The sequence below is a fragment of the Methanolobus sp. ZRKC3 genome, assembly GCF_045291275.1.
Taxonomy (GTDB): Archaea; Halobacteriota; Methanosarcinia; order Methanosarcinales; family Methanosarcinaceae; genus Methanolobus.
In genome coordinates this window covers 2,704,783-2,723,705 of the sequence record NZ_CP146982.1, presented here as the reverse complement: position 1 = coordinate 2,723,705, position 18,923 = coordinate 2,704,783, and the positions used below count along the sequence as shown (strand labels likewise).

The 18,923-nt window shown below is 43.4% G+C and carries 36 protein-coding genes; 26 read left to right on the top strand and 10 right to left on the bottom strand.

All coding sequences use genetic code 11. The features are described 5' to 3' along the window. Nucleotides 1-6: 6 nt before the first annotated feature. On the bottom strand, nt 7-252 hold the full coding sequence (locus V7O66_RS14045; RefSeq protein WP_406660936.1) for an exodeoxyribonuclease VII small subunit: 246 nt from the start codon (nt 250-252) through the stop codon (nt 7-9). A gap of 26 nt (nt 253-278) precedes the next feature. After that, on the bottom strand, nt 279-1,481 hold the full coding sequence (xseA, locus tag V7O66_RS14040; RefSeq protein WP_406660935.1) for an exodeoxyribonuclease VII large subunit: 1,203 nt from the start codon (nt 1,479-1,481) through the stop codon (nt 279-281). Nucleotides 1,482-1,667: 186 nt separating this feature from the next. Between xseA and V7O66_RS14035 the strand changes: the two genes are divergently transcribed. From V7O66_RS14035 to V7O66_RS14025, 3 genes are all read left to right on the top strand, one after another. Then, nucleotides 1,668-4,157: an ATPase, T2SS/T4P/T4SS family gene (locus V7O66_RS14035; protein ID WP_406660934.1), complete on the top strand. Its 2,490-nt coding sequence runs from the start codon at nt 1,668-1,670 to the stop codon at nt 4,155-4,157. Further along, nucleotides 4,138-5,949 carry a hypothetical protein gene (locus V7O66_RS14030; RefSeq protein WP_406662680.1) on the top strand — a complete coding sequence of 604 codons (1,812 nt, stop codon included), beginning with the start codon at nt 4,138-4,140 and terminating at the stop codon, nt 5,947-5,949. The genes V7O66_RS14035 and V7O66_RS14030 overlap by 20 nt, the downstream gene beginning before the upstream one ends. Before the next feature lie 242 nt (nt 5,950-6,191). Further along, nucleotides 6,192-6,467 (top strand): hypothetical protein, encoded by a 276-nt coding sequence (locus V7O66_RS14025; protein ID WP_406660933.1) that lies wholly within the window; start codon nt 6,192-6,194, stop codon nt 6,465-6,467. A 36-nt stretch (nt 6,468-6,503) separates the two neighbouring features. Here the strand turns inward: V7O66_RS14025 and V7O66_RS14020 are convergent, their stop codons facing one another. Genes V7O66_RS14020 through V7O66_RS13995 form a run of 6 tightly spaced genes read right to left on the bottom strand, consistent with a single transcriptional unit; the run spans nt 6,504 to nt 9,139 of the window. Beyond that, nucleotides 6,504-6,836 carry a hypothetical protein gene (locus tag V7O66_RS14020; RefSeq protein ID WP_406660932.1) on the bottom strand — a complete coding sequence of 111 codons (333 nt, stop codon included), beginning with the start codon at nt 6,834-6,836 and terminating at the stop codon, nt 6,504-6,506. Next, nucleotides 6,837-7,079, bottom strand: coding sequence for a hypothetical protein (locus V7O66_RS14015; protein ID WP_406660931.1), 243 nt, complete (start codon nt 7,077-7,079; stop codon nt 6,837-6,839). Then, nucleotides 7,045-7,437, bottom strand: a complete 393-nt coding sequence (locus V7O66_RS14010; RefSeq protein WP_406660930.1) for a hypothetical protein — start codon at nt 7,435-7,437, stop codon at nt 7,045-7,047. The genes V7O66_RS14015 and V7O66_RS14010 overlap by 35 nt, the downstream gene beginning before the upstream one ends. Then, entirely contained in the window at nt 7,430-7,807 is a 378-nt protein-coding gene (locus V7O66_RS14005; protein WP_406660929.1) for a hypothetical protein, read from the bottom strand. Before V7O66_RS14005 ends, V7O66_RS14010 begins: the two co-directional genes overlap by 8 nt. Nucleotides 7,808-7,823: 16 nt before the next feature. After that, nucleotides 7,824-8,228: a hypothetical protein gene (locus V7O66_RS14000; protein ID WP_406660928.1), complete on the bottom strand. Its 405-nt coding sequence runs from the start codon at nt 8,226-8,228 to the stop codon at nt 7,824-7,826. 5 nt (nt 8,229-8,233) lie between these two features. After that, nucleotides 8,234-9,139 carry an IS5 family transposase gene (locus tag V7O66_RS13995; RefSeq protein WP_406660927.1) on the bottom strand — a complete coding sequence of 302 codons (906 nt, stop codon included), beginning with the start codon at nt 9,137-9,139 and terminating at the stop codon, nt 8,234-8,236. A 166-nt stretch (nt 9,140-9,305) separates the two neighbouring features. On the opposite strand from V7O66_RS13995, the gene V7O66_RS13990 reads away from it, so the two are divergent. Further along, the gene (locus V7O66_RS13990) at nt 9,306-9,446 is read left to right on the top strand and encodes a hypothetical protein (RefSeq protein ID WP_406660926.1); all 141 of its coding nucleotides are present in this window, start codon (nt 9,306-9,308) and stop codon (nt 9,444-9,446) included. Here the strand turns inward: V7O66_RS13990 and V7O66_RS13985 are convergent. After that, on the bottom strand, nt 9,439-9,708 hold the full coding sequence (locus tag V7O66_RS13985) for a hypothetical protein (RefSeq protein WP_406660925.1): 270 nt from the start codon (nt 9,706-9,708) through the stop codon (nt 9,439-9,441). The genes V7O66_RS13990 and V7O66_RS13985 overlap by 8 nt on opposite strands. Before the next feature lie 93 nt (nt 9,709-9,801). Beyond that, nucleotides 9,802-10,119, bottom strand: coding sequence for a hypothetical protein (locus V7O66_RS13980; protein ID WP_406660924.1), 318 nt, complete (start codon nt 10,117-10,119; stop codon nt 9,802-9,804). Between the two features lie 130 nt (nt 10,120-10,249). On the opposite strand from V7O66_RS13980, the gene V7O66_RS13975 reads away from it, so the two are divergent. The 22 genes from V7O66_RS13975 (at nt 10,250) to V7O66_RS13870 (ending at nt 18,855) form a co-directional block, all read left to right on the top strand. Next, complete coding sequence (locus tag V7O66_RS13975; protein WP_406660923.1) at nt 10,250-10,408, top strand: hypothetical protein; 159 nt, start codon at nt 10,250-10,252, stop codon at nt 10,406-10,408. Continuing rightward, nucleotides 10,409-10,669, top strand: coding sequence for a hypothetical protein (locus V7O66_RS13970; protein ID WP_406660922.1), 261 nt, complete (start codon nt 10,409-10,411; stop codon nt 10,667-10,669). Beyond that, nucleotides 10,666-10,953: a hypothetical protein gene (locus V7O66_RS13965; RefSeq protein WP_406660921.1), complete on the top strand. Its 288-nt coding sequence runs from the start codon at nt 10,666-10,668 to the stop codon at nt 10,951-10,953. Before V7O66_RS13970 ends, V7O66_RS13965 begins: the two co-directional genes overlap by 4 nt. Next, nucleotides 10,950-11,090: a hypothetical protein gene (locus V7O66_RS13960; RefSeq protein ID WP_406660920.1), complete on the top strand. Its 141-nt coding sequence runs from the start codon at nt 10,950-10,952 to the stop codon at nt 11,088-11,090. The genes V7O66_RS13965 and V7O66_RS13960 overlap by 4 nt, the downstream gene beginning before the upstream one ends. A gap of 114 nt (nt 11,091-11,204) precedes the next feature. Next, on the top strand, nt 11,205-11,354 hold the full coding sequence (locus V7O66_RS13955) for a hypothetical protein (RefSeq protein WP_406660919.1): 150 nt from the start codon (nt 11,205-11,207) through the stop codon (nt 11,352-11,354). Continuing rightward, nucleotides 11,351-11,503, top strand: a complete 153-nt coding sequence (locus V7O66_RS13950) for a hypothetical protein (protein ID WP_406660918.1) — start codon at nt 11,351-11,353, stop codon at nt 11,501-11,503. The genes V7O66_RS13955 and V7O66_RS13950 overlap by 4 nt, the downstream gene beginning before the upstream one ends. Continuing rightward, entirely contained in the window at nt 11,500-11,667 is a 168-nt protein-coding gene (locus tag V7O66_RS13945) for a hypothetical protein (RefSeq protein ID WP_406660917.1), read from the top strand. The genes V7O66_RS13950 and V7O66_RS13945 overlap by 4 nt, the downstream gene beginning before the upstream one ends. A 199-nt stretch (nt 11,668-11,866) precedes the next feature. Continuing rightward, entirely contained in the window at nt 11,867-12,169 is a 303-nt protein-coding gene (locus V7O66_RS13940; RefSeq protein ID WP_406660916.1) for a hypothetical protein, read from the top strand. Continuing rightward, nucleotides 12,170-12,391: a hypothetical protein gene (locus V7O66_RS13935; protein ID WP_406660915.1), complete on the top strand. Its 222-nt coding sequence runs from the start codon at nt 12,170-12,172 to the stop codon at nt 12,389-12,391. Further along, entirely contained in the window at nt 12,391-12,738 is a 348-nt protein-coding gene (locus tag V7O66_RS13930; protein WP_406660914.1) for a hypothetical protein, read from the top strand. Before V7O66_RS13935 ends, V7O66_RS13930 begins: the two co-directional genes overlap by 1 nt. Before the next feature lies 1 nt (nt 12,739). Then, a complete protein-coding gene (locus V7O66_RS13925; RefSeq protein ID WP_406660913.1) occupies nt 12,740-12,889 on the top strand; it encodes a hypothetical protein in 150 nt (49 codons plus the stop codon). After that, a complete protein-coding gene (locus V7O66_RS13920; RefSeq protein WP_406660912.1) occupies nt 12,879-13,016 on the top strand; it encodes a hypothetical protein in 138 nt (45 codons plus the stop codon). The genes V7O66_RS13925 and V7O66_RS13920 overlap by 11 nt, the downstream gene beginning before the upstream one ends. Continuing rightward, the gene (locus V7O66_RS13915) at nt 13,013-13,813 is read left to right on the top strand and encodes a hypothetical protein (protein ID WP_406660911.1); all 801 of its coding nucleotides are present in this window, start codon (nt 13,013-13,015) and stop codon (nt 13,811-13,813) included. Before V7O66_RS13920 ends, V7O66_RS13915 begins: the two co-directional genes overlap by 4 nt. Beyond that, nucleotides 13,810-14,211, top strand: a complete 402-nt coding sequence (locus V7O66_RS13910) for a hypothetical protein (RefSeq protein ID WP_406660910.1) — start codon at nt 13,810-13,812, stop codon at nt 14,209-14,211. The genes V7O66_RS13915 and V7O66_RS13910 overlap by 4 nt, the downstream gene beginning before the upstream one ends. Further along, nucleotides 14,208-14,786, top strand: coding sequence for a hypothetical protein (locus V7O66_RS13905; RefSeq protein ID WP_406660909.1), 579 nt, complete (start codon nt 14,208-14,210; stop codon nt 14,784-14,786). Before V7O66_RS13910 ends, V7O66_RS13905 begins: the two co-directional genes overlap by 4 nt. A gap of 65 nt (nt 14,787-14,851) precedes the next feature. After that, entirely contained in the window at nt 14,852-14,986 is a 135-nt protein-coding gene (locus tag V7O66_RS13900; RefSeq protein ID WP_406660908.1) for a hypothetical protein, read from the top strand. After that, nucleotides 14,983-15,141, top strand: a complete 159-nt coding sequence (locus V7O66_RS13895; RefSeq protein ID WP_406660907.1) for a hypothetical protein — start codon at nt 14,983-14,985, stop codon at nt 15,139-15,141. The genes V7O66_RS13900 and V7O66_RS13895 overlap by 4 nt, the downstream gene beginning before the upstream one ends. Further along, a complete protein-coding gene (locus V7O66_RS13890) occupies nt 15,138-15,389 on the top strand; it encodes a hypothetical protein (protein ID WP_406660906.1) in 252 nt (83 codons plus the stop codon). The genes V7O66_RS13895 and V7O66_RS13890 overlap by 4 nt, the downstream gene beginning before the upstream one ends. Before the next feature lie 60 nt (nt 15,390-15,449). Further along, complete coding sequence (locus tag V7O66_RS13885; RefSeq protein ID WP_406660905.1) at nt 15,450-16,145, top strand: ERCC4 domain-containing protein; 696 nt, start codon at nt 15,450-15,452, stop codon at nt 16,143-16,145. 31 nt (nt 16,146-16,176) lie between these two features. Next, nucleotides 16,177-18,144, top strand: a complete 1,968-nt coding sequence (locus V7O66_RS13880) for a DUF927 domain-containing protein (protein ID WP_406660904.1) — start codon at nt 16,177-16,179, stop codon at nt 18,142-18,144. A gap of 267 nt (nt 18,145-18,411) precedes the next feature. Further along, a complete protein-coding gene (locus V7O66_RS13875) occupies nt 18,412-18,684 on the top strand; it encodes a hypothetical protein (RefSeq protein ID WP_406660903.1) in 273 nt (90 codons plus the stop codon). Continuing rightward, the gene (locus V7O66_RS13870) at nt 18,685-18,855 is read left to right on the top strand and encodes a hypothetical protein (protein ID WP_406660902.1); all 171 of its coding nucleotides are present in this window, start codon (nt 18,685-18,687) and stop codon (nt 18,853-18,855) included. Nucleotides 18,856-18,923 lie beyond the last annotated feature (68 nt).

The following is an 18,923-nucleotide window of genomic DNA, read 5'->3' as shown; positions in this document are numbered from 1 at the left end:
GATATATCAACTATCCTTTTCTGCAAAGTCCTCCGACCTTACCTTACCATCTTCTTCTATAAGAATCTCGATCTTACGCTCCGCCTCTGAGAGTTTTTTGTTACACGCACGTGCCAGTTTCATACCCCTTTCAAATGTCCCAAGACTCTCATCAAGAGTCAATTGCCCCCTTTCAAGTTTGTCAACAAGGGATTCCAATTCATCAAGGGAATCCTCAAAACTCACATCATCGTTATTCTCATCTTCTGACATAGTTACCTCCTATATTTACAAACCGTTCAGAACTGTTCTTTTGACACGCTTTCGACATTGCACTTTATGCGCCCATCCATGACGATAAGCGAGATATCATCCCCCTCTGCCACATCATCCACACTGCGGACAAGTTCTTTATCATCTGACCTTGATGCAATGCTGTATCCCCTTTCCAGTGTTTTAAGCGGACTTACTGCATTAAGTCGGCCCGCAATACCAGCCAGGAAAGAAGCCTTTGAATCGACGCTGCCCTTTACTGCACGCGCCATTCGATATGATAGCTCATCCACCCTCTGGAAGTTCTGGCGCAGGAAATCTGATATTTTATCCGGCTCTATGCGACTTTGCAGATAGGCCACTCTTGCAGAATGGTCAGAAACATTGCGTATTGCAGCCTGTTCCATACGCTGTAAAAGAGAATCAATATGCCGCTTCAAAGCCAGACTATCAGGAACCACAAGCTCCGCAGCAGCCGAGGGTGTTGGTGCCCTCAGGTCTGCCGTAAAGTCAGCAATGGTAAAGTCAGTTTCATGCCCTACTGCCGAAACAATGGGAATGTCAGACCTGGAAATAGCCCTGGCAACCACTTCTTCATTAAAAGACCAGAGATCCTCCATCGAACCACCACCCCTGCCAATTATAATGACATCAACATCCGTGCGGTTGAGCATCTCAATGGCATCCGCTATACTCCCCGCAGACATATCACCCTGCACAATGGCAGGAGAGAGTAGGATGTCCACAGGATAACGGCGCTTGAGAACATTCAGTATATCGTGTATGGCAGCCCCCGTAGGAGATGTAACCACACCCACCCTTTGAGGATATCGAGGAATGACTTGCTTGCGAGAGTCATCAAATAGTCCCTCTTCTTGTAACCTGTTCCTTAACTGCTCATATGCCTTGTAGAGCTCACCGATGCCATCCGGACGCATATCAAGCACACGTAACTGATACTGTCCACGAACAGTATACACATCAATGGAGCCAAAGACCAGAACATTCATTGAAGCTTCAGGGTCGAATTTCAAGGTTTTGTTGGTTGACCTGAAACTGACACAGCTTACCTGACTGCCCTTGTCCTTAAGTGTAAAATAATAATGACCGGAACCGTGTTTTGTAAGGTTTGATATCTCACCACGCACCCATATCTGGCCCAGCCGCGGGTCATTAGAAAGTACCATTTTGATATGTTCATTCAATTGTGAGACTGTGTATATCCCCATTCGATTCCTCCGGCCAATAAGAAAATGATCTACTGATATTATACACTGTGGGAAGTTATCTGAAAGTATTATATTAACAATTTATGCAATCAATGTGCACTTTCTTAATAATATGTGATGAAATAAATATATCGACGCGAGTATTTCGAAAATTTTTAATATTACATGACTATTTCTTTTAGACAGATGGGGCATATTAAGAAAATTATAGTTGAGTTAAGAAATGAAAGAGAGGTATTTGAAAATAAGGAAAAAGACCTTACTGACATATGTAACTCGAAGAAGACAGGAATTCAAAATCACAGATTAATTTCCAAAATAATTCATGTGGCAAGGGACTCCCTCATCGGCAAAAAAGATGAGGACAAGACCTGCCCCTATAAATTGAAGGCAAGCAGAAAAAACAGGACCATAATCATAAATTGCAATGAATGTGAGCATGAATCCACATTTAATGACCCAGAGTGTCGAAAGAGCATCTTCAGCATAGTCCTCAAAGAGCCGGTTGTTGACAGGCTTATTATTTCGAAACTATACGAAAGAGATTATGAAGGAAAGAACCTGGCCATTATTTACACCATGGCAAATCTCCATGAGAGACTGAATTCGTATTCAACAGCGAAGATAATAGATGGCAAGTGCACTGAATCGGGCAATTCAAAGTGCAAAGAAAAACGTACCGAGTTCCTCAACAGCATTATACAGACAGCCATATCTGATCCACTAAAAAGCTACAAGATAATTCGCCAGCATAATGAATTAGATCATTTCAAGGATCATCTGGCAAAACAGCATACCGGATGTGATACATGCATGGAGCATTTCACATCCATAATAAAGGAAATGAGCAGCTGTTCAAGCGATATCGAGAAGCATATTCAGCCTGAAAAGAAACACCTACATGACGAAGAATATGAAATATACATCCGCTCTTATGTAAGGCCTCCTTTTTCAACTTCAAGGATATACACCGAACCCCCGGACAATACGATATTCCTGGAATGTTATGATATCAGCCACCAGGACGAGAGAAAACTCCCTGTCAGCATTTACCAGTTGACAGACAGGCCTGAGAAAATGTATGCGATCAACCCTGTGGAATATAATCTCAGATCTGATGAGTTGGAGATTCTCGAGAATGCCAGAAAAAAGATGATACGCCACCGACCGGCTGATCTGCAGTTTGCAAATCCATCCAATTCAAGAAATTACTTCAAATTACTTAGTAAGCGCCTGCTCATGGAGGAAGCTGAGCTTAACAATAAATCCCTTGAACCAGCCGACGTTAAGCTTTATTCGGATATTCTGGCTAAATATACCACAGGACTTGGGATACTTGAGGACCTGCTCTCCGATGAAAGGATTACCGATGTCTACATCAACGCGCCGGCTGACAGGAATCCAGTACATGTGGTACTTGACGGGGATGAATGCGTTACCAATGTATACCTATCCCAGGAAGATATGGACTCCATGGTATCCCGGCTGCGCTCCATAAGTGGCCGGCCTTTTGGAGAAGCAACACCTGTGCTTGAAATGTCACTCAGAGAGTATGGCGTACGTGTGTCTGTGATAGGAGACCCATTAAGCGCAAAGGGAACAGCCTACGCATTCAGGAAGCATGCGAGAACACCATGGACACTACCCAAACTCATCAACACAGGCTCAATTTCACCACTTGCGGCAGGACTTTTGAGTTTCATCATGGATGGGCAGGCTTCTGTTCTTGTTGCCGGAGGAGTAGGGGCTGGAAAAACCTCACTTCTCAGTGCAATGCTGCTTGAGATCCCACAAAAGTACAGGATACTGACCATAGAAGATACACCGGAAATACCCATTGATGAGCTTCAGGAACTTGGATGGAAAGTTCAGGGATTGAATTCCCAGTCAGCAATTATCAAATATGGTATCGAGATCGAGCCATCCACTGCCCTGCGGGCCTCTTTGAGACTTGGAAGCTCATCCCTTGTCATGGGAGAAGTGAGAGGACCGGAGGTATCCGTACTCTACGAGGCCATGCAGGTTGGAGCTGCAGGAAATTCTGTGATAGGCACCATACACGGCTCATCAACACGATCTGTGTATGAGAGAATAGTGCATACACTGGGCGTACCTCCTGCATCTTTCAAGGCAACTGATGCCGTGGTTGTTTGCAGCAATACCCGCCTTGAAGGGACCATGGACACAAAACGCAGGGTTATGCAGATAGCAGAGACAAATGAAAACTGGAGTGAGGAAGACAGCAGCACCGTATTCTCGGATATACTCAGCTATGACGCATCCAGAGATGCACTAACACCTTCGGACATCATGGACAGGGGGCAGTCCATAATGATAGGGAAAATCGCTGATAAATGGGGCATCAGTATCGATGAAGCACTACACAATATCAGATTGCGGGCGAAGATCAAGGAAAAAATGGCAGATTACGGAAAAACAGACCCTATATTCGTCGAGGCAGACACCACCAGTACAGCCAATAACATGTTCTGGCTGCTCATGGACAAGGAGAAGTTGCATGATGGTAAACCGAATCTGCAGCGTGTTTACAATAGATGGTCCGATTGGTTCGAGGACTTTGCAGCCAGCCATTCAGAGCATATTCAACAGGGCTTGCACATAAACCAGGCATCTGAATTAAGAGAAGCAATTGCAGGTGGTCTTTCTGAGCAATGAGAACAACTGGTACTACAGGGGATGCAAAATTGCCAGCAGGAATTTCAGATGGACAGTCAGGGATCCCGCATCATTCAGGAAAAGGGCGGAAAGTGCTGTTAGCGAGGATTACTATAATGCCATGGTTTACACGGGTTTTGATCCTGAGCCATATGAAACTGCCCTCTTTGCTTACACCGCATCAGCCCTGACATTCGTTTTTTTCATAATTTTAGACCTGATAGTTTTCAGGTTTGCGGGGTTCGAGCCTGCCGCACTGAAAATGCTAATTGCCCTGAGTCTGCTTATCCCCACCATCACACTCGTGTATCTCGGAGAATATGTGAAGATACATTCCAGATGGATGAAAGTAAGCTCACTGGGAGACATACCAGAGGTACTCAGTTACATCGTTATGTCAATGAAACTCGTACCGAATATGGAAGTGGCCATACATTTTGCCGCAGAGAATTCCAACCGCCCCCTTGCAAAGGACCTCAGGAAGATGTTATGGAACCTCCATATGAGGGAATACAGAGGTATGGATGAAGCCATCCTTGAGTTTGCCAATCTGTGGGGTAAGAGTAGTGAATACTTTAAGAGGTCGCTGCACCTCATCAAGAGTTCCACGAGTGAGCCGGATGAGGCACAGCGCATAATCACACTGAACAGGGCACTTGATATCGTGCTGGAAAGTACAAAGAAACTCATGGATAACTTTGCAGCAAAGCTGAAGAATCCCACATACATTCTCTATTCGCTTTTCATCCTGATACCATTGGCACTGGTCGCACTAATGCCTGCGGTAACAGTGGTTGGCATTCGTTTCGGGATTGGTACCCTTGTAGTGATATATGACATAATTCTCCCCCTGCTCACGTTTGCCTATGCTGAGTACATACTCATGCAAAGACCTGCAACCTTTGTACCCCAGGCAATTCCGGATGAGCACCCACAGCTGAGTAACATGAAGATGAAGAAAAAGATGATAGTTGCCACCTCCATGATCCTTGGTACGGCCATATCACTTTCAGGATACTTCTGGGTAGCAAGAGGAAATCCTGGAAATATCATATCAACGGTAACACTTGGAGGCATATTCCCACCCACATTGATCGTGATATGGGGAATTGTTTTTGCAATTTCATTCTACTTGAATGCAGTTTACACACCTTACAAGAAGATACGTGACGATATCAAAAAAATGGAAGCAGAGTTCTCCGATGCACTCTTTGTGCTCGGCAGAAGGATATCAGAAGGCAGAGCAACTGAGGAAGCTTTCATGCACGCTGCAAGGACAATGGATGGATCTGAGATCGGCAAGGCTTTTGAAAGGATATCCCTGAACCTCATCAGTGTCCGTGCTGATATTTTTGCTGCGATATTCGATGATGATTATGGTGCCTTCAAAGACATTTATTCCGACAGGATACGTACAACAATGATGCTTTTTGTGGAGAGCGCACACAAAAGCCACGAGGCTGCCGGAGTTGCCATCGTCAAACTCGCAGACCATTTGAAAGAGTTACAAGATGTAGAGGAGAATATCAAGCAATCTCTCTACGACATGACTTCCACAATGCGATCTACGGCTGCCATATTCGCACCCCTTATCGCAGGAGTGACTATCGCGCTGTCAGAGGTTATCGCAAAAATACTCCAGAATATTGCCGACAGTATCGAGAGACTTCCACCGAACCTGATACCCGGACCGGCACAGATTTCACCAACCGGACTGGACCAATCCATCCCCTCTGATCTTTTTATGCTTGCCATAGGATTGAAAGAGCCGCTTAAATGCCTATGTGCTTAGTATACTATAATGTAGAACAGGTTGGATATGTATCTTGTCATCAGACAATGTCACATACTGATGGTTTGGTGAGTATATATCCAATGAGACAATGATGTACACTTTTTTAAGTATATCAGAACAAATACTACAGAACATAGTTTCATAAGCTGTATATGATGAAAGATTCTAGTTAATTATGGGCATTAGTGCATCCGCGATAGCTAAAGCCAACAATATTAAAATGGAGTCGAGGGAAAAATATGACAAAATATCTAGTAGAATCACCACACACCTCAGAAGGGTGTTTAAAAGCGTTAGATGAAATGCTTGCAATGGGACCTGATGTACTGGCACAATATGATTTCGGTTGTATGGTTGACGTACATACAGGCTGGGTAATTTTAGATGCTGAAAATGAAGCAGAGGCTCTGAAAATAGTTCCCGAGTCTCTGCGCAGTGAAGCACGGGCAATTGCTTTAAACAAATTTACGCCAGAAGAGATTGCAGCGTACCACAAAGAACATCCTGACGAGTGATCTGCAATCAAACACTATGAGACAATCAAGGTTGAGCTAAACAAAGTACAAATGCTGATGATCAGGTGAGTACATATCCAGCTCAACCTTCAATCGCTGAACGATATCACAACAGTATTGTTCCAAGATACCGAACTTATCCTTGAGGATCTTGCAAAGCTCCAGAGTAGCCATACCATTGTAGACATGGCCAGCTAGTTCATGAAGCACAGATGTAGCAAGCTCTTCTGGAGTGCAGCTGTCGGTGACTTCAGCTGAAGTAATCTCTGACTTTACTTTGTTTTTATGAAATGTTGTTAGTCGATGTAGCCTTACGTGATGGAAGGAGTGATCACCACACGTTGGGCAGGTTGTCTTGATATAAACCACTTAAACACCCTTAGGCAAAAATCTACCTAGCCCCATTGGTAGTAGTTGTGAAAGACAATCTGCATCCTTGTTAGAATAATTTTCGATGACCGCACCTGCTATGGACTCAGTCAGAGAATCACGGCGAAGATACACATCATCAGCTACGAATTCAGCATCTGCTGCGGCAGGCAATCCAACAATCAGATAAAGAATATCATACTCTTCATCATAAACTGTTTTCACTCGCTGATCCGGCATCATGAATTATCTCTCCTTTAGTTGTTTCACCTTTAAGATTACTACGTATATAACATGTTACTACTTCATCATATTCATAGTTTGTTTCTTCCACTACCACCTTTATATTTGTAAAATCATCTCTTCCTTCAACTGGGTGTGGAATCATTCTGAAATAATTCCGCCTTCCATCCTTGTTTTTGTCCTCTTTTACAAGATGTGCTTTTTCAACCCCTTCCTTTATCAAATCAGGTGTGATTTCAGTATGATCTAACAAAATTTTCTCTGAGAACGTATTCCTCTTTAATGCCACTTTTTCCCCTATACAATCCGTGGTTGTGAATAAGTAGTCATAACCACCAGGAGACAACTCATCACTCATCTGCCTCACTGCCCAGAGCTCTCTTATCTCTTCCTATTACCTCAGCTTTCTCAAGTTCTGCAATTTTTTGACCCATCCAGTCATGTAGGGACACAAATGCTTCGAGTGTCATGTATGCAGTTGCCTGATTAATTCTCATTACTTCTTTTGACTGGCTTCTGGATATTTCTTTATCTGGCACATCCGGAGACATTTCAACTGTTATCCTATTTGGCAATGGTTTTTTTTCTAAAAGGAAATTCATTTCAAATAGACCACCGGCTTGCAGACCGCCCCACACTCGGTTGGAAACGAAACTGATATGATCCTCGGATTTCTCCTGTTTGAACTCAACTCTAATAGGTTTTTTTACATCTGTTTCCATGCTCATTATATCACCTCTATTGTTATGCAACCTGATTACCCACTTCACCACCAATCGCATTGATTGATCCAATGTCAATATAGATCTCACCAGCCACGTTGTCCTCTACAACTGCATAGAAATCTGTAACCCTCACTAATTTCCCTTTGTATTGAATGCTAAATGCATAAAGCTTTACATCTTCACCAATCTTGTCTTCCAATATACTCTTGGTTTCGTTGTGCCATGCCCAGTACAAATTATAATCATCGTGGATTGACACAGGGGACACTACTTCGACCCGCTGAATACCATCTGTTGTTTCAACAACTACAGGTTCGTTGCTACTTGCCTCACTTACGGCGTTTGTTGGTCCCTCTGACTGTTCTGTGCATCCGGCAACCACAATAGTTGCTATCAAAATCAGTAAAATTAATATTTTTTTCATTTAAATCACCAAAAAATAGGCTCTGTAGAAATCCTCATTTGAACAATAAAAATAACCTTGACATACCTATCAAGGTTATGTACTAATATCTTGAATTTGACCTCTTTCACTTGATTCCAATACTTTTTAGCCCTGATTTCTTCACTATATTTTCTTTTCAGAACAGAGAACATCGTTTCTACCAGATTTCTGTTATGATACAATGCCTTATCAAATTCCCATACCATTTTTCTACGATACGACCCTTTAATCTTCTTCCTCTTTCTTTGTCTCAAAGGAATCATAGCTATGGCTTCTAGTTGCTCTCTTGCTAGCGAATGTATGTCTTCTGAATCGTAGCCTTTGTCCATGACATAGTAACTTGATTTGCGAGTTTTATGACATTGCTTCAACAATTTTATTGCATGCTTTGAATCATGTACAGGTTTGCCTGATATCTTAAAACCAGTAATAATGAACTTTCCAGTATCAACAGAAATACTAGTTTTCAGGAATGATCTACGCTTCTTTCCTGTTCTCCAGGAATAATAATAGCTACAGTGGCCACTAGTAAATCCACTTGAATCAATAGCTGTAACCTCGATTTTTTCACCATGAGAATAAAAGAGTTTTAGTGTTTGTTGTAGCAATCCACGGAAGTAAACGGATTTGAGTCTTGTAACGAATTTATGAAGTGTGGTAAAGTGTGGAACCTGTTTTAGTCCTATTCTTGCCTTTACATCATCCATTACTTCGATAAGTTCAACAATATCTCTATAATCTTCATTAAGATACTCTTTCAGCAAAACCAATACCAATAACTGGTGTTGTGTATATTTTCTTTTGGAATACTTGCAACTATAGATCTGAAGGTGTGAGTTTCCTGATACAGCTTGCGCTGTATCAACAAACTTTAAGTATTTGTTAGACAAAACACAATCATCCCCTTTGTGTTTTCTTGTGGTAAGTAATACTCAGGGGATTAATCCTTTTTAAATTATTATGCTAAAATAAAATGGGAAGTAGGTTTTCTACAGAGCCAAAAAATAATTGTCTTTTCAACCTACCATTATATACCAACATCCAAGATGTTACAATATGTCAGTTGAAACGCTCAAAGTCAATATGAAACTTGTATCATGTGAAATCACCGGAATCTGCGGTAAAGCTAAATTCCAGATCGGCGATGATATCATCGAAGAAGATTTCAAAGTCGATGTAAATATCTCCATCATTTAAGCATTTTCTTTATTTCGTCCATTACATCCTTGCCAATTTCATCCATAATATGTTCAGTTGCCTTCTTCGGAGGATGAACTTGGTTCAGTGTTTGGTTGCAGAACGGACAAACAATGCTTTCACCGAGTGCTAAATTCTCATCTACAATGTTCTCAAATGCAACATCGATTTCGTTCCCGCATTCCGGACACGCCATTGTGGAATTTCCGTTATCGTCAATCTCCACATCAATTTTAAATTTGTATTTGTCTTTAAGTCCCATACACTCCACCCTTATTATTTAGATATTACAACTTATTTTCTTTAAAAGTCTACAAAGCTGCAAACTATACTTAACTTTTATGATTTGAAAAAATTATTCAATAATCTCCTCGATTACGATTGGAACATCACTTGATGATGTTGATGAGAGTGATTCCTGGATGATTGATCTGATAAGTGTCTTGCCTTCTTGACTATGAAAGTAATCGGCGAGCTGTTCTAAACCGGCGCCACCAAAACATCCGGCAACCGATGCAGAATTTTCATATTTCACCAAGAACTGTGAAAATGCAGTTGAGAGAACATCTGAAACCGAGCCAAACTCCTCGGATTCTACCAACGCCTTTGCCCTCTTAACTAAATACGGACTCATGGCGATTGATACCTTTTCTTTGTTTCTCTTAACTACCATAGTAGTTAGTAGGTAGTATCGAGTTAAATATCTGATTAGGGCAATAGTACTACCATAGTCCGAAAACTATAAATATCGCACTTGGCATAGCAAGTAGTGCAATAGTACTACCACGTTATGAGCGATTACAATGATAAAAAAACATCCAACAAGTTTCCATCTCGCACCCGCTGACATAGCAGACCTCGATTATCTTGTAGCGGCTGGTGTTTTCACAAACAGGAGTGATGCTGGTCGAGGTGTGATGCGGAAGGGAATTGAAGCAACCAAGAAAGAAAGAGGAATTTGAATGCAGAAAAGAAGAAAGACAGAAGTAAAATCGTTTTCAGCAGATAGGGTCACCCAGGACAATCTTGAGTATATCCTAGGTTCCCATTACTGCAACCAACTCGGATGCAGTGCGTTCATCTGTGCTCTCATCAACGAGAAAGCAGCTGAGATGAAGTTCGTAGAAAAGATGTCCGCAATGGGTCAGGAATTAAACATTCCACAAGGATGGTTCGGTGGCCATGCTGGCACAGTGCAAGTAGCTACGGAGGCAATAGCATGACCCAAAACGAATCCTACACCAGACCACTATTCACCCTCGAAAAGAGAGCAAGACTGGACTTCCCCCCTGCTATCCGTGATAAGTTCGACCTTCTGAATGTCGATTATGTTGAGGTTACCGACAACGGTCATCAGATCATCATCACACCATTGGGATCGAATGATATGTTGGACAAGATCAGGCAACTCGAAGAAGAACTGGGCAGACTCAAGAAATGCAATTGTCAGCCACATAAGGAAGAAAAATGTCCTTGTTGTGGTGGAAGTGTGGGGGCTTTGGTATGAACGACGAACTCTCCCCCGAAGAACGAGCTACCCAGTTCATCCAAGAGAAACCATACCGTATCGAGCAGTGGGAAAACGGCACACCATCACAGCAAATGCTTGCACGTGCTGCTAAGAAGATTGCAGGGGTGGACTAAATGACAGGACTATCCAACAACAACAACAATGAACATGTTTTTGCCGACGGTGTTTGTGGTGAGGAAGATTATCTTGTAACAGTTCAGAAGATTCTTGCTGATGAGGTGGAGTGAATGAAGTTTGCCGACGATAGACCATGTACCTGTGGAGAATGCCATGAATGTCTCAGAATCATGAGACAGGAAGAGATGGGTGTCTACAATAGATCACTGGATACACCACTGCAGACGCATGAGAGGGAGAGGATGGAGGCCACTGCATGAGTATCAACAGCATGCCAATTGTACGTACCCAGATAGTAGCTGAGTGCACATGTGACAATATTGAATGTGGTCATGTTTTCGATATTGACTGGAAGTGTAAGAACTTTCTTGTGTACTGTCCCAAATGCAACAGAGAGGTCACTGCATGAATGTTGCTGATGCAAGGGATCTCAAAGGCAAAGCCGAGGAAGAAATCAAGATGATACTTGATAGGTTCGAGAAGGAAACTGGCTGCATGATCTGTGATATCGGTCACTGGCACGAGCAGGGCAAGGATGGGGTGAAGAGAGTAGAGCTGAGAGTCACATTATGATTATCCAAGAGGCACAGCCATCCCCTCACTGTGCCTTGTACATTTCCGGTGCAGGTGCTTTAGCGTGGTTCGATTCCACGCACCGGATTTACCCACAGCGGTCTATTCTCAAAAACGGCTCAGAAAAACGTACTAACCAACCAAAACCAACCCCACTAAGCCGCTGTGGGTCTCCTATGTTAGAAAGGATGTGAAATAAATGTCTAAAAATACAGAAGTTGAAATTGCAATCGACCTGAATCGGTTACCAAGAGGAATTACAAGGAATCACATTGATCCATGGAAAGACTACGATGAGCAAGACGTGGATTCGTTCCTGCATTATGTTAGTAATAAGGTAAGCAACACCCCCGAAGATACAACTGTAGTAGTCTATGGGAGAGCACCTACCCCAGTTGCTATGAGAGTGGGTGCATTGTTGTACTCGCAGTGTGACAATGTTGTGCACTCTTTGGATTTCCACGGTAGGAAGGATGTCGTTGTTGGTGGAGAGGTGATGTAAATGTCCAAAATGACAGCAGAACAACTGCGAGAACAGCTACCATCTGCACATGATGAACTGGCAGCATCACTTGCAAAAGAACCCCGGTTTGTAGCGTCTATTGCAAAGTCTGTCGGGCATGTAGAAATCAATGGCAAACTCGTTGAAGTTCAGCTCACACTCGAAAGAGATAGTCGGGAATGGATGGACGAGGAATTTGCAGACGAAGTGGAGGGGAACTAATGGAAGACACAATCAAACCCCTGGAACTCGCACTGTTCCAAAAAAGAGAACAGCGTGACCGTATGAACGAGGATATCCACTCAATCAAGAAGGCAGCTACACTTGATGTTCTTGAACTTTCCAAAGACAAAGACACTGCAAAAGAGATGGGTCTGACCAATCAAGCTGGCAGAGACATGCTTCTTGAGGATAGACTGCAGGAAGATCCTGAATACCAGAGACTCATCAATGCTGTTCATGGGCTGGAAACTAACATTGCCATGATGCAGATCGATCTGTCCTTTGAACAGAGAAAGTTCAAAGTGTGGTATGTTGAGCAGTTGAAGATTGCAAATGGGGTGGACTGAAATGCAGTGTCCTTTTTTCGATGCGTGTAGGCATGCAGACGAGCAGAATGAGCACTGCAACGGTGTAATGAAAGCATGTGCTATCCGGCAAATCCACTATGTGGTTACACGTGTGCCATCTGATGGAGAGGGTGACCAAGATGCCCGATGATTACACACCCTGCGTCGAATGCGGAGAGATCAAACAAAAAATGCTTACCATCAAGAATCCTGAACATTTGTTTGGTGAGATGATTTGCAATGAATGTAATAATGAAAGGAATGAGGTGAAACAATGAAACTGAACAAAGAAACAATGGCTCCTATCCTGGAACAGAATGGCTTCTCAATGACCACAGCGAACACCTGGGTCATATTTGTAGATAACAAAAGATATCTGGTTGACTTCAAGAACGAGCACATCTGCAGGACAGATGGTGAACATTATATGGAGAGAGTTCAAGAAGATCCTGAAGACACGTTCCTAACATCAGTGAAAGAAATGCTGTCTCCCGCAATGGTTGAAGAATCAAAAGAAGTGGAAGATACCTCAGAAAAACAATGTTTTGCCGACGATGTTTGTGGTGAGGAGTCTTCCAAGGATACTAACGTTCCTGAAAATAATAAGGTTATCGATGTAACTCCGACTGCAGTAACTGTTCTCCCAGACATCAACAGTGCCGATATCGTAAGACCTGCCATCAGTGCACTTGCAGCAAAGCAGGCATGGCAAGAGTACCTTGATATGAGGAACATTATCCTTGAGAAGTCAGACTTCCAGAAGATACAGGGCAAGGACTTCATTAAGAAGTCTGGCTGGAGGAAGTTTGCTACCTACTACAATCTGACAGACAAAATCACAGAAGAGAAAAGAATCCAGTGCGAAGATGGCTCTTTTATCTGGAAGATAAAGGTTGTTTGTATGGCTGCAAATGGAAGACAAACTGAAGGCGTTGCAATGTGTTCCAGCAAGGAGAAGTCTGGTCCCAGAATTGAACATGATGTGTACTCTACTGCTCACACTAGGGCAAAGAACAGAGCCATATCCGATATGATTGCAGCTGGTGAGGTATCTGCCGAGGAGGTACAGGCATGACATCCTTCACCGAACCCCTCCGTATCAAAAAAGAATACCTCCCCAAGGAAACACTCAAATCAATCAACAATCTGCTTGACTCCCTTGCCCGTGGATGTGCAAGCAAGTTCGAAAACTGTCTTGCATCAAATGGTCAGAGACTCACTCCCGGAGACTACGAAGAGCTTGTCAGACACCTGAAGCACGAAGCTGACATCACACTGTCCATGTCTGTCAAGATCACTGAGAAGAAGATGGACGAAGATTGGATGATCTATCCGGTTGATTTTGCACAGACAACACTTGATGACATTTCCCCACAGGAAGAGAGGGAGAGCAGAGTGGAAGCAGTTGCTGGGTTGAATGCTACACTTGAAAAGCGGAAAGTAGCTGCACAGGCACAGGAGGCAGGACAATGAATGCAAAAGAACTTGCCACCAAACTCAACGGAGTTGAATACGGAAAGATGCATCTTGATCTATGTGACGCTGCCGAAGAGAACGGACTTGTCATTGTCTACGGCGCATCAGATGACCTCATGGAGTTCATGGGAGCCATTGATGACGAGATCGGTGCATTCGATGGAACAACGGTATACCTCGATGAAAACGGTCTCCTTCAAAATAAATGTGACAACGAGAGTTGTCCGCACTTTATAAACAAACTTAGCAGAAGTAAACTATATGTCCGTGCAATATGGCAAAATTCGATGCCATGTTGGACCTACGATACCAATCTTCCCCATGAAACATATGACATGATGGACGAGGGCGAACTGTACTGCAAAGGCATTGTTTTCAGTCTCACCGACATCAAAAATGTAGACAGGGATCAACGCATCCTTGCAATTGTCAAAAAGTACTCTGACAAACTTGACCTTCCTAACCATGCCGGTGCAGATTATGTGTATCAATCAGACGCACCACAGGAAGCTGCAGTTGAGATGTTTGCTGAGATAGCAGACATTCTCATGATAGTGGAGCTGGAGGCTTAACTCATGCCATTACCAAAAGGATATAGAGGCATCTATACACATCTACCCGACCCTGATGATAATGGGTGTTCTTGGTATGGGATGTATTCGTTGATGAGATGCGATTGGAGGGGGGAGTGATGTGCTGCTGGGAGAGAACCATCTCCGCTTTTTTTGCAGTCTATGGAGAAAACGAAGATGACGAGGAGGGTTCTGAATGAGTCCATCAACTGCCAAGTGTAAGAGCTCCGGATGTAATCACCTGCAAGGAGTGACCATCGATACTGTGAATGGACCACGGGTCAACTGGTATTGTGGTCTTACGAATAGGATTCCTGGTAATATGGGGAAGTGTCCACTGGTGGATGATGCATGACCTACGCTATATACGGTGCATGGTGGAACGGTCAGGCATTTGATACCGTGACGAAATGTGCCAAGACCAAAAAGGAAGCAATTGGACTTGCATCCCTTCTGCTCAGAGAGTGTAATCCAAAACAGATATGGATTGTTGACGAGGACAACAAGGAACCTATCCCTAATGACCTTGCCGGGATTGCATGTAGTTTGAACAAAGTGGACGAAAAGGCAGGTACACAGACAACGTTAGGGGTGGATGCATGAACATCCTCTCTGTTTTTTGGATACATGGATGCAAGTGTGTGAAGATGTTGGAGGTCAAAAATGACTGACCTCCCCACCCTCGAACTCGAAATCATCCGCTACAATGATGCTGTCAAACATGATCCCACCGACACCAAATCGAAAGGCAAGCTCGATTACAGGCTCTCAAAATGGATAGACAAACTCGATATCACTGTATTCGTAGCTCAGAATGAACAACTCCCGTGGTCAGAGAATGAGATAGGATATCCTATGCGACCCATGCCTCCGAAACAGACATGCACTTTCAACCAGGTGGGGGATTATCAGTTCTTCATCGATGGTCATTCAGGACATTTCCAAGACAAGTTTGGTGGATTACTGGTTGAGAGGAAGACATGTCAAGATTTTTATGGGACACTATTTGGCAATAGGGAGAGATTCTATCGTGAGATAGATCGATTCCATGCTGACCCTCGTTTTGATAAGATGATCATTGTGGTTGAGTGTGATACGACTTCATGGCTTCATTATATGCCACCTAACACCCGGGAGAAGACATCCCTGGTACCCCAGAAGATTGCTTCTTTGGCATCGTTGGAAAACAGGGGTGTGTCTGTTGTTTTTGCTGGGGATAGAACATTGGCTACCCGGTTCTACCGGGACTGCATCAGGATGTGGTGTATGAGGAACTATGAGAAGATCATTGGTATAGGTGAACCTGTGGTTGATACAATGGTACAGCCCTGTGTTGTGGAAGAGTTGGGATTCTCATGAACCTGACTAACAGGAAAAACGGAGGTAAACCTTGAGCCATGGTATAGTTGAAGGCGACATCCTCAGCATCAACGATGTGAAACACTGCAAACTCTCCTTCCAGCAAGAAGGCGAAGATATCAGGTACACTATCCACTCACCTATATTTAACCAGAACCGGGACATTATCACAGATACCTTCCCAAATGGCACACTTGACGGTAGGCTTGAGAAGAGAATTAAATCAAATATACTTGATTATCTGAACAGAGACGAGCTTCGGAAAGATGTGGCAGTTGGTCAGTCCCTGTACAACATCTGTGAAGAGACCAGGTCACAAGATTGGTATCTTTCGAATGGTCAACGCGGTGGTAAGTGGTCTGGGTTCCAGGTGCCTGCTGGATACAATATCGAAGACGGGTGTATCCGGCTGGAAAAGAAGTCTGGAGATGAGCCTTATTATGTCACCTTCTGTCGAACCCCCTGCATTCCCATTGCTACTGGTCAGAACATCGATACAGGTGAGTACTGGGTCCAGCTGCAGTTCATGAACATCTACAATCGGTCTCACAGTGAGTGGGTCTCACAGCAGGATGCTTTGAGCCGTAGAGGTATCATGAAATTGGCTGACCGTGGGATCAATCTCATCGAGAAGGACAGTTCCACGATGAATGGGTATCTCAGCACCTGTCTGCAAGTGAACGGTCGGGATATGCCTAGGAGGTTCGTCACTGAGAAGAACGGATGGAAGTGTGATGATACCATCTTTGCTTTTGGGAAGCGTGGTTTTTCAGAAGGTAATGTTCTTGATATCATCCCTTTGAGGAAAGAAGCTCATAATGGTCTGGAAGTGGCCGGGGATATCCAGGAGTGGATAGCAGCTGTTAAACCGATAATCCACTTGCCATTGATTCGATTGAAGATGTATGCAGTTTTCACGGCTCCACTTCTAAGGTTGTTGAACGTTCAATCCTTCCTGGTAGATCACAACGGTGAGTCAAGCACAGGCAAGACCTTCAGCAATGATCTGGCTATGTCGATGATCGGAGATGCAGACACTCTGAGATTCAATGGAGATACCACCAAGACAGCTGCTGAGATCCTTGCGGAGATGTACACCGACTTACCCCTGTATCTGGATGAGACGGGCACACAACAGTCTGAGGAAGTCCTCAAGGCACTCATCTATATGCTTGCCAACGAGCAAGGCAGGATGAGAGGACATAAAGATGGTGGGCTTCGGAGTACGAGTAAATGGAAGACTGTTGCACTGACCACGGGCGAGAAGTCGATAACCTCACATAAGAGCTACTCTGGCCAACAGGTACGTGTGATTGATGTGCGTGGAGGTCTTCCGCAAGGTGTTATCGAAGACGTGAAGAATGCTGCTGATGTTAGAAAGGATAACTATGGTCATTTTGCAGAACCATATTTTTTCAAACTGAATGAGTATCGGCATCGTCTGTCTGATATGTATCAAATGGCTAGACAGCGATACATCACGAAGGATAATGTCAAAACGAACAGGCTGGCAGGGTCATATGCAGCAATCTTCGTTGCGGGTATGCTACTGGAGGACGTGTTCTATGACGTTGGTATCGAGCCAATGGGTCCACATGAAACAATTGATCATTATTTTGTAAAAGGCGTTGGTGAAAACCCGATTGAGAACTATTCTACCCGAGCACTGCAGGACGTAATTGACTGGACGAACAGTAAGAATGTATGCTTCTGTGACTCTACACTGCCCGACACTAATCAACAGCGATACAGCGGTGAGTTCTACGGCTGGATAGACACTGATTACATCGATGTAATTCCTGGGGAACTCAGAAAGATGTTACAGAGAACCGGGTACGACTCGAAGAGAGCGTTGGGGGATTGGAAAGAGAATGGTATAATCAAAACTGCGCCGGGTAGAAACGATTTCAACACCCGGAGAAACAACAAACAGGTTCGAATTGTCAGGTTTTGTAGGGAGGAGGTACATAATGCGTTGTTTAACCAGTCTACCAAATAGTTACCACATTGTTACCAGTAAAATTTACAGTATAATCAATAACAATATACATATAGCTACCATAACTACCAAAGCTACCACTATAAATTATAACATTAGTATTATACGATATACTATACATTGTTTTTTACAACGTGTTAATTCTCATATATACACACAAAAAGTTGGTATCATTGGTATCTTCGGTAGCTTCACGTATCTAGCTAGCGTTTTTAGTTGTTTTTTCTTGGTAGCATGTGCTGGTAGCGTTGCCAAATGGAGGCAAATATGAGCGAATTTCTAGATAACTATCTCGAAAATTTCCCAAACTTGCCAAAACCTGACCTTCATATCCGGACAGATGGAAAAGAAGAGATCTCACTTCGTGGAGAACTTGCTCAACTTGATCAGACCATCATCAACTACGTCACGAGAAGATATCCTTCAATGATCATTCCGGACATGGGCATGTTCATGCTTGAGTTCTGCAACGATTATCCTTACAGGGCTTCTGTTGTGACAAGCCGGGTAGAACAGTTGAGGATGAGGGGGTGGAAGTGAATGGTCAACGTAGTTGGGAAGACATGGACCCTGACATTTGATGAAGATGAACTGAATGGAATCATCAAAGAGTACTTCGACGAACTGAAGAATCCATCAAATACACCTCATCTGTGGGGGTTTGTGAGGACACTAAAAGAGATTGATGAATTGGAGGCTAATCAGGCATGAGGATTGACAGAGAAGCCCCGTGTGTGAAGTTCTCTGGTGCAGTTGCAATCACACCATCGAACCGAATA

Coding starts and splice junctions, on each gene's coding strand:
- V7O66_RS14045 (WP_406660936.1), bottom strand. CDS start 252: ATGTCAGAAGATGAGAATAACGATGATGTGAGTTTTGAGGATTCCCTT.
- xseA (WP_406660935.1), bottom strand. CDS start 1,481: ATGGGGATATACACAGTCTCACAATTGAATGAACATATCAAAATGGTA.
- V7O66_RS14035 (WP_406660934.1), top strand. CDS start 1,668: ATGGGGCATATTAAGAAAATTATAGTTGAGTTAAGAAATGAAAGAGAG.
- V7O66_RS14025 (WP_406660933.1), top strand. CDS start 6,192: ATGACAAAATATCTAGTAGAATCACCACACACCTCAGAAGGGTGTTTA.
- V7O66_RS14015 (WP_406660931.1), bottom strand. CDS start 7,079: ATGATGCCGGATCAGCGAGTGAAAACAGTTTATGATGAAGAGTATGAT.
- V7O66_RS14010 (WP_406660930.1), bottom strand. CDS start 7,437: ATGAGTGATGAGTTGTCTCCTGGTGGTTATGACTACTTATTCACAACC.
- V7O66_RS14005 (WP_406660929.1), bottom strand. CDS start 7,807: ATGAGCATGGAAACAGATGTAAAAAAACCTATTAGAGTTGAGTTCAAA.
- V7O66_RS14000 (WP_406660928.1), bottom strand. CDS start 8,228: ATGAAAAAAATATTAATTTTACTGATTTTGATAGCAACTATTGTGGTT.
- V7O66_RS13990 (WP_406660926.1), top strand. CDS start 9,306: ATGTCAGTTGAAACGCTCAAAGTCAATATGAAACTTGTATCATGTGAA.
- V7O66_RS13985 (WP_406660925.1), bottom strand. CDS start 9,708: ATGGGACTTAAAGACAAATACAAATTTAAAATTGATGTGGAGATTGAC.
- V7O66_RS13980 (WP_406660924.1), bottom strand. CDS start 10,119: ATGGTAGTTAAGAGAAACAAAGAAAAGGTATCAATCGCCATGAGTCCG.
- V7O66_RS13975 (WP_406660923.1), top strand. CDS start 10,250: ATGATAAAAAAACATCCAACAAGTTTCCATCTCGCACCCGCTGACATA.
- V7O66_RS13970 (WP_406660922.1), top strand. CDS start 10,409: ATGCAGAAAAGAAGAAAGACAGAAGTAAAATCGTTTTCAGCAGATAGG.
- V7O66_RS13965 (WP_406660921.1), top strand. CDS start 10,666: ATGACCCAAAACGAATCCTACACCAGACCACTATTCACCCTCGAAAAG.
- V7O66_RS13960 (WP_406660920.1), top strand. CDS start 10,950: ATGAACGACGAACTCTCCCCCGAAGAACGAGCTACCCAGTTCATCCAA.
- V7O66_RS13955 (WP_406660919.1), top strand. CDS start 11,205: ATGAAGTTTGCCGACGATAGACCATGTACCTGTGGAGAATGCCATGAA.
- V7O66_RS13950 (WP_406660918.1), top strand. CDS start 11,351: ATGAGTATCAACAGCATGCCAATTGTACGTACCCAGATAGTAGCTGAG.
- V7O66_RS13945 (WP_406660917.1), top strand. CDS start 11,500: ATGAATGTTGCTGATGCAAGGGATCTCAAAGGCAAAGCCGAGGAAGAA.
- V7O66_RS13940 (WP_406660916.1), top strand. CDS start 11,867: ATGTCTAAAAATACAGAAGTTGAAATTGCAATCGACCTGAATCGGTTA.
- V7O66_RS13935 (WP_406660915.1), top strand. CDS start 12,170: ATGTCCAAAATGACAGCAGAACAACTGCGAGAACAGCTACCATCTGCA.
- V7O66_RS13930 (WP_406660914.1), top strand. CDS start 12,391: ATGGAAGACACAATCAAACCCCTGGAACTCGCACTGTTCCAAAAAAGA.
- V7O66_RS13925 (WP_406660913.1), top strand. CDS start 12,740: ATGCAGTGTCCTTTTTTCGATGCGTGTAGGCATGCAGACGAGCAGAAT.
- V7O66_RS13920 (WP_406660912.1), top strand. CDS start 12,879: ATGCCCGATGATTACACACCCTGCGTCGAATGCGGAGAGATCAAACAA.
- V7O66_RS13915 (WP_406660911.1), top strand. CDS start 13,013: ATGAAACTGAACAAAGAAACAATGGCTCCTATCCTGGAACAGAATGGC.
- V7O66_RS13910 (WP_406660910.1), top strand. CDS start 13,810: ATGACATCCTTCACCGAACCCCTCCGTATCAAAAAAGAATACCTCCCC.
- V7O66_RS13905 (WP_406660909.1), top strand. CDS start 14,208: ATGAATGCAAAAGAACTTGCCACCAAACTCAACGGAGTTGAATACGGA.
- V7O66_RS13895 (WP_406660907.1), top strand. CDS start 14,983: ATGAGTCCATCAACTGCCAAGTGTAAGAGCTCCGGATGTAATCACCTG.
- V7O66_RS13890 (WP_406660906.1), top strand. CDS start 15,138: ATGACCTACGCTATATACGGTGCATGGTGGAACGGTCAGGCATTTGAT.
- V7O66_RS13885 (WP_406660905.1), top strand. CDS start 15,450: ATGACTGACCTCCCCACCCTCGAACTCGAAATCATCCGCTACAATGAT.
- V7O66_RS13875 (WP_406660903.1), top strand. CDS start 18,412: ATGAGCGAATTTCTAGATAACTATCTCGAAAATTTCCCAAACTTGCCA.
- V7O66_RS13870 (WP_406660902.1), top strand. CDS start 18,685: ATGGTCAACGTAGTTGGGAAGACATGGACCCTGACATTTGATGAAGAT.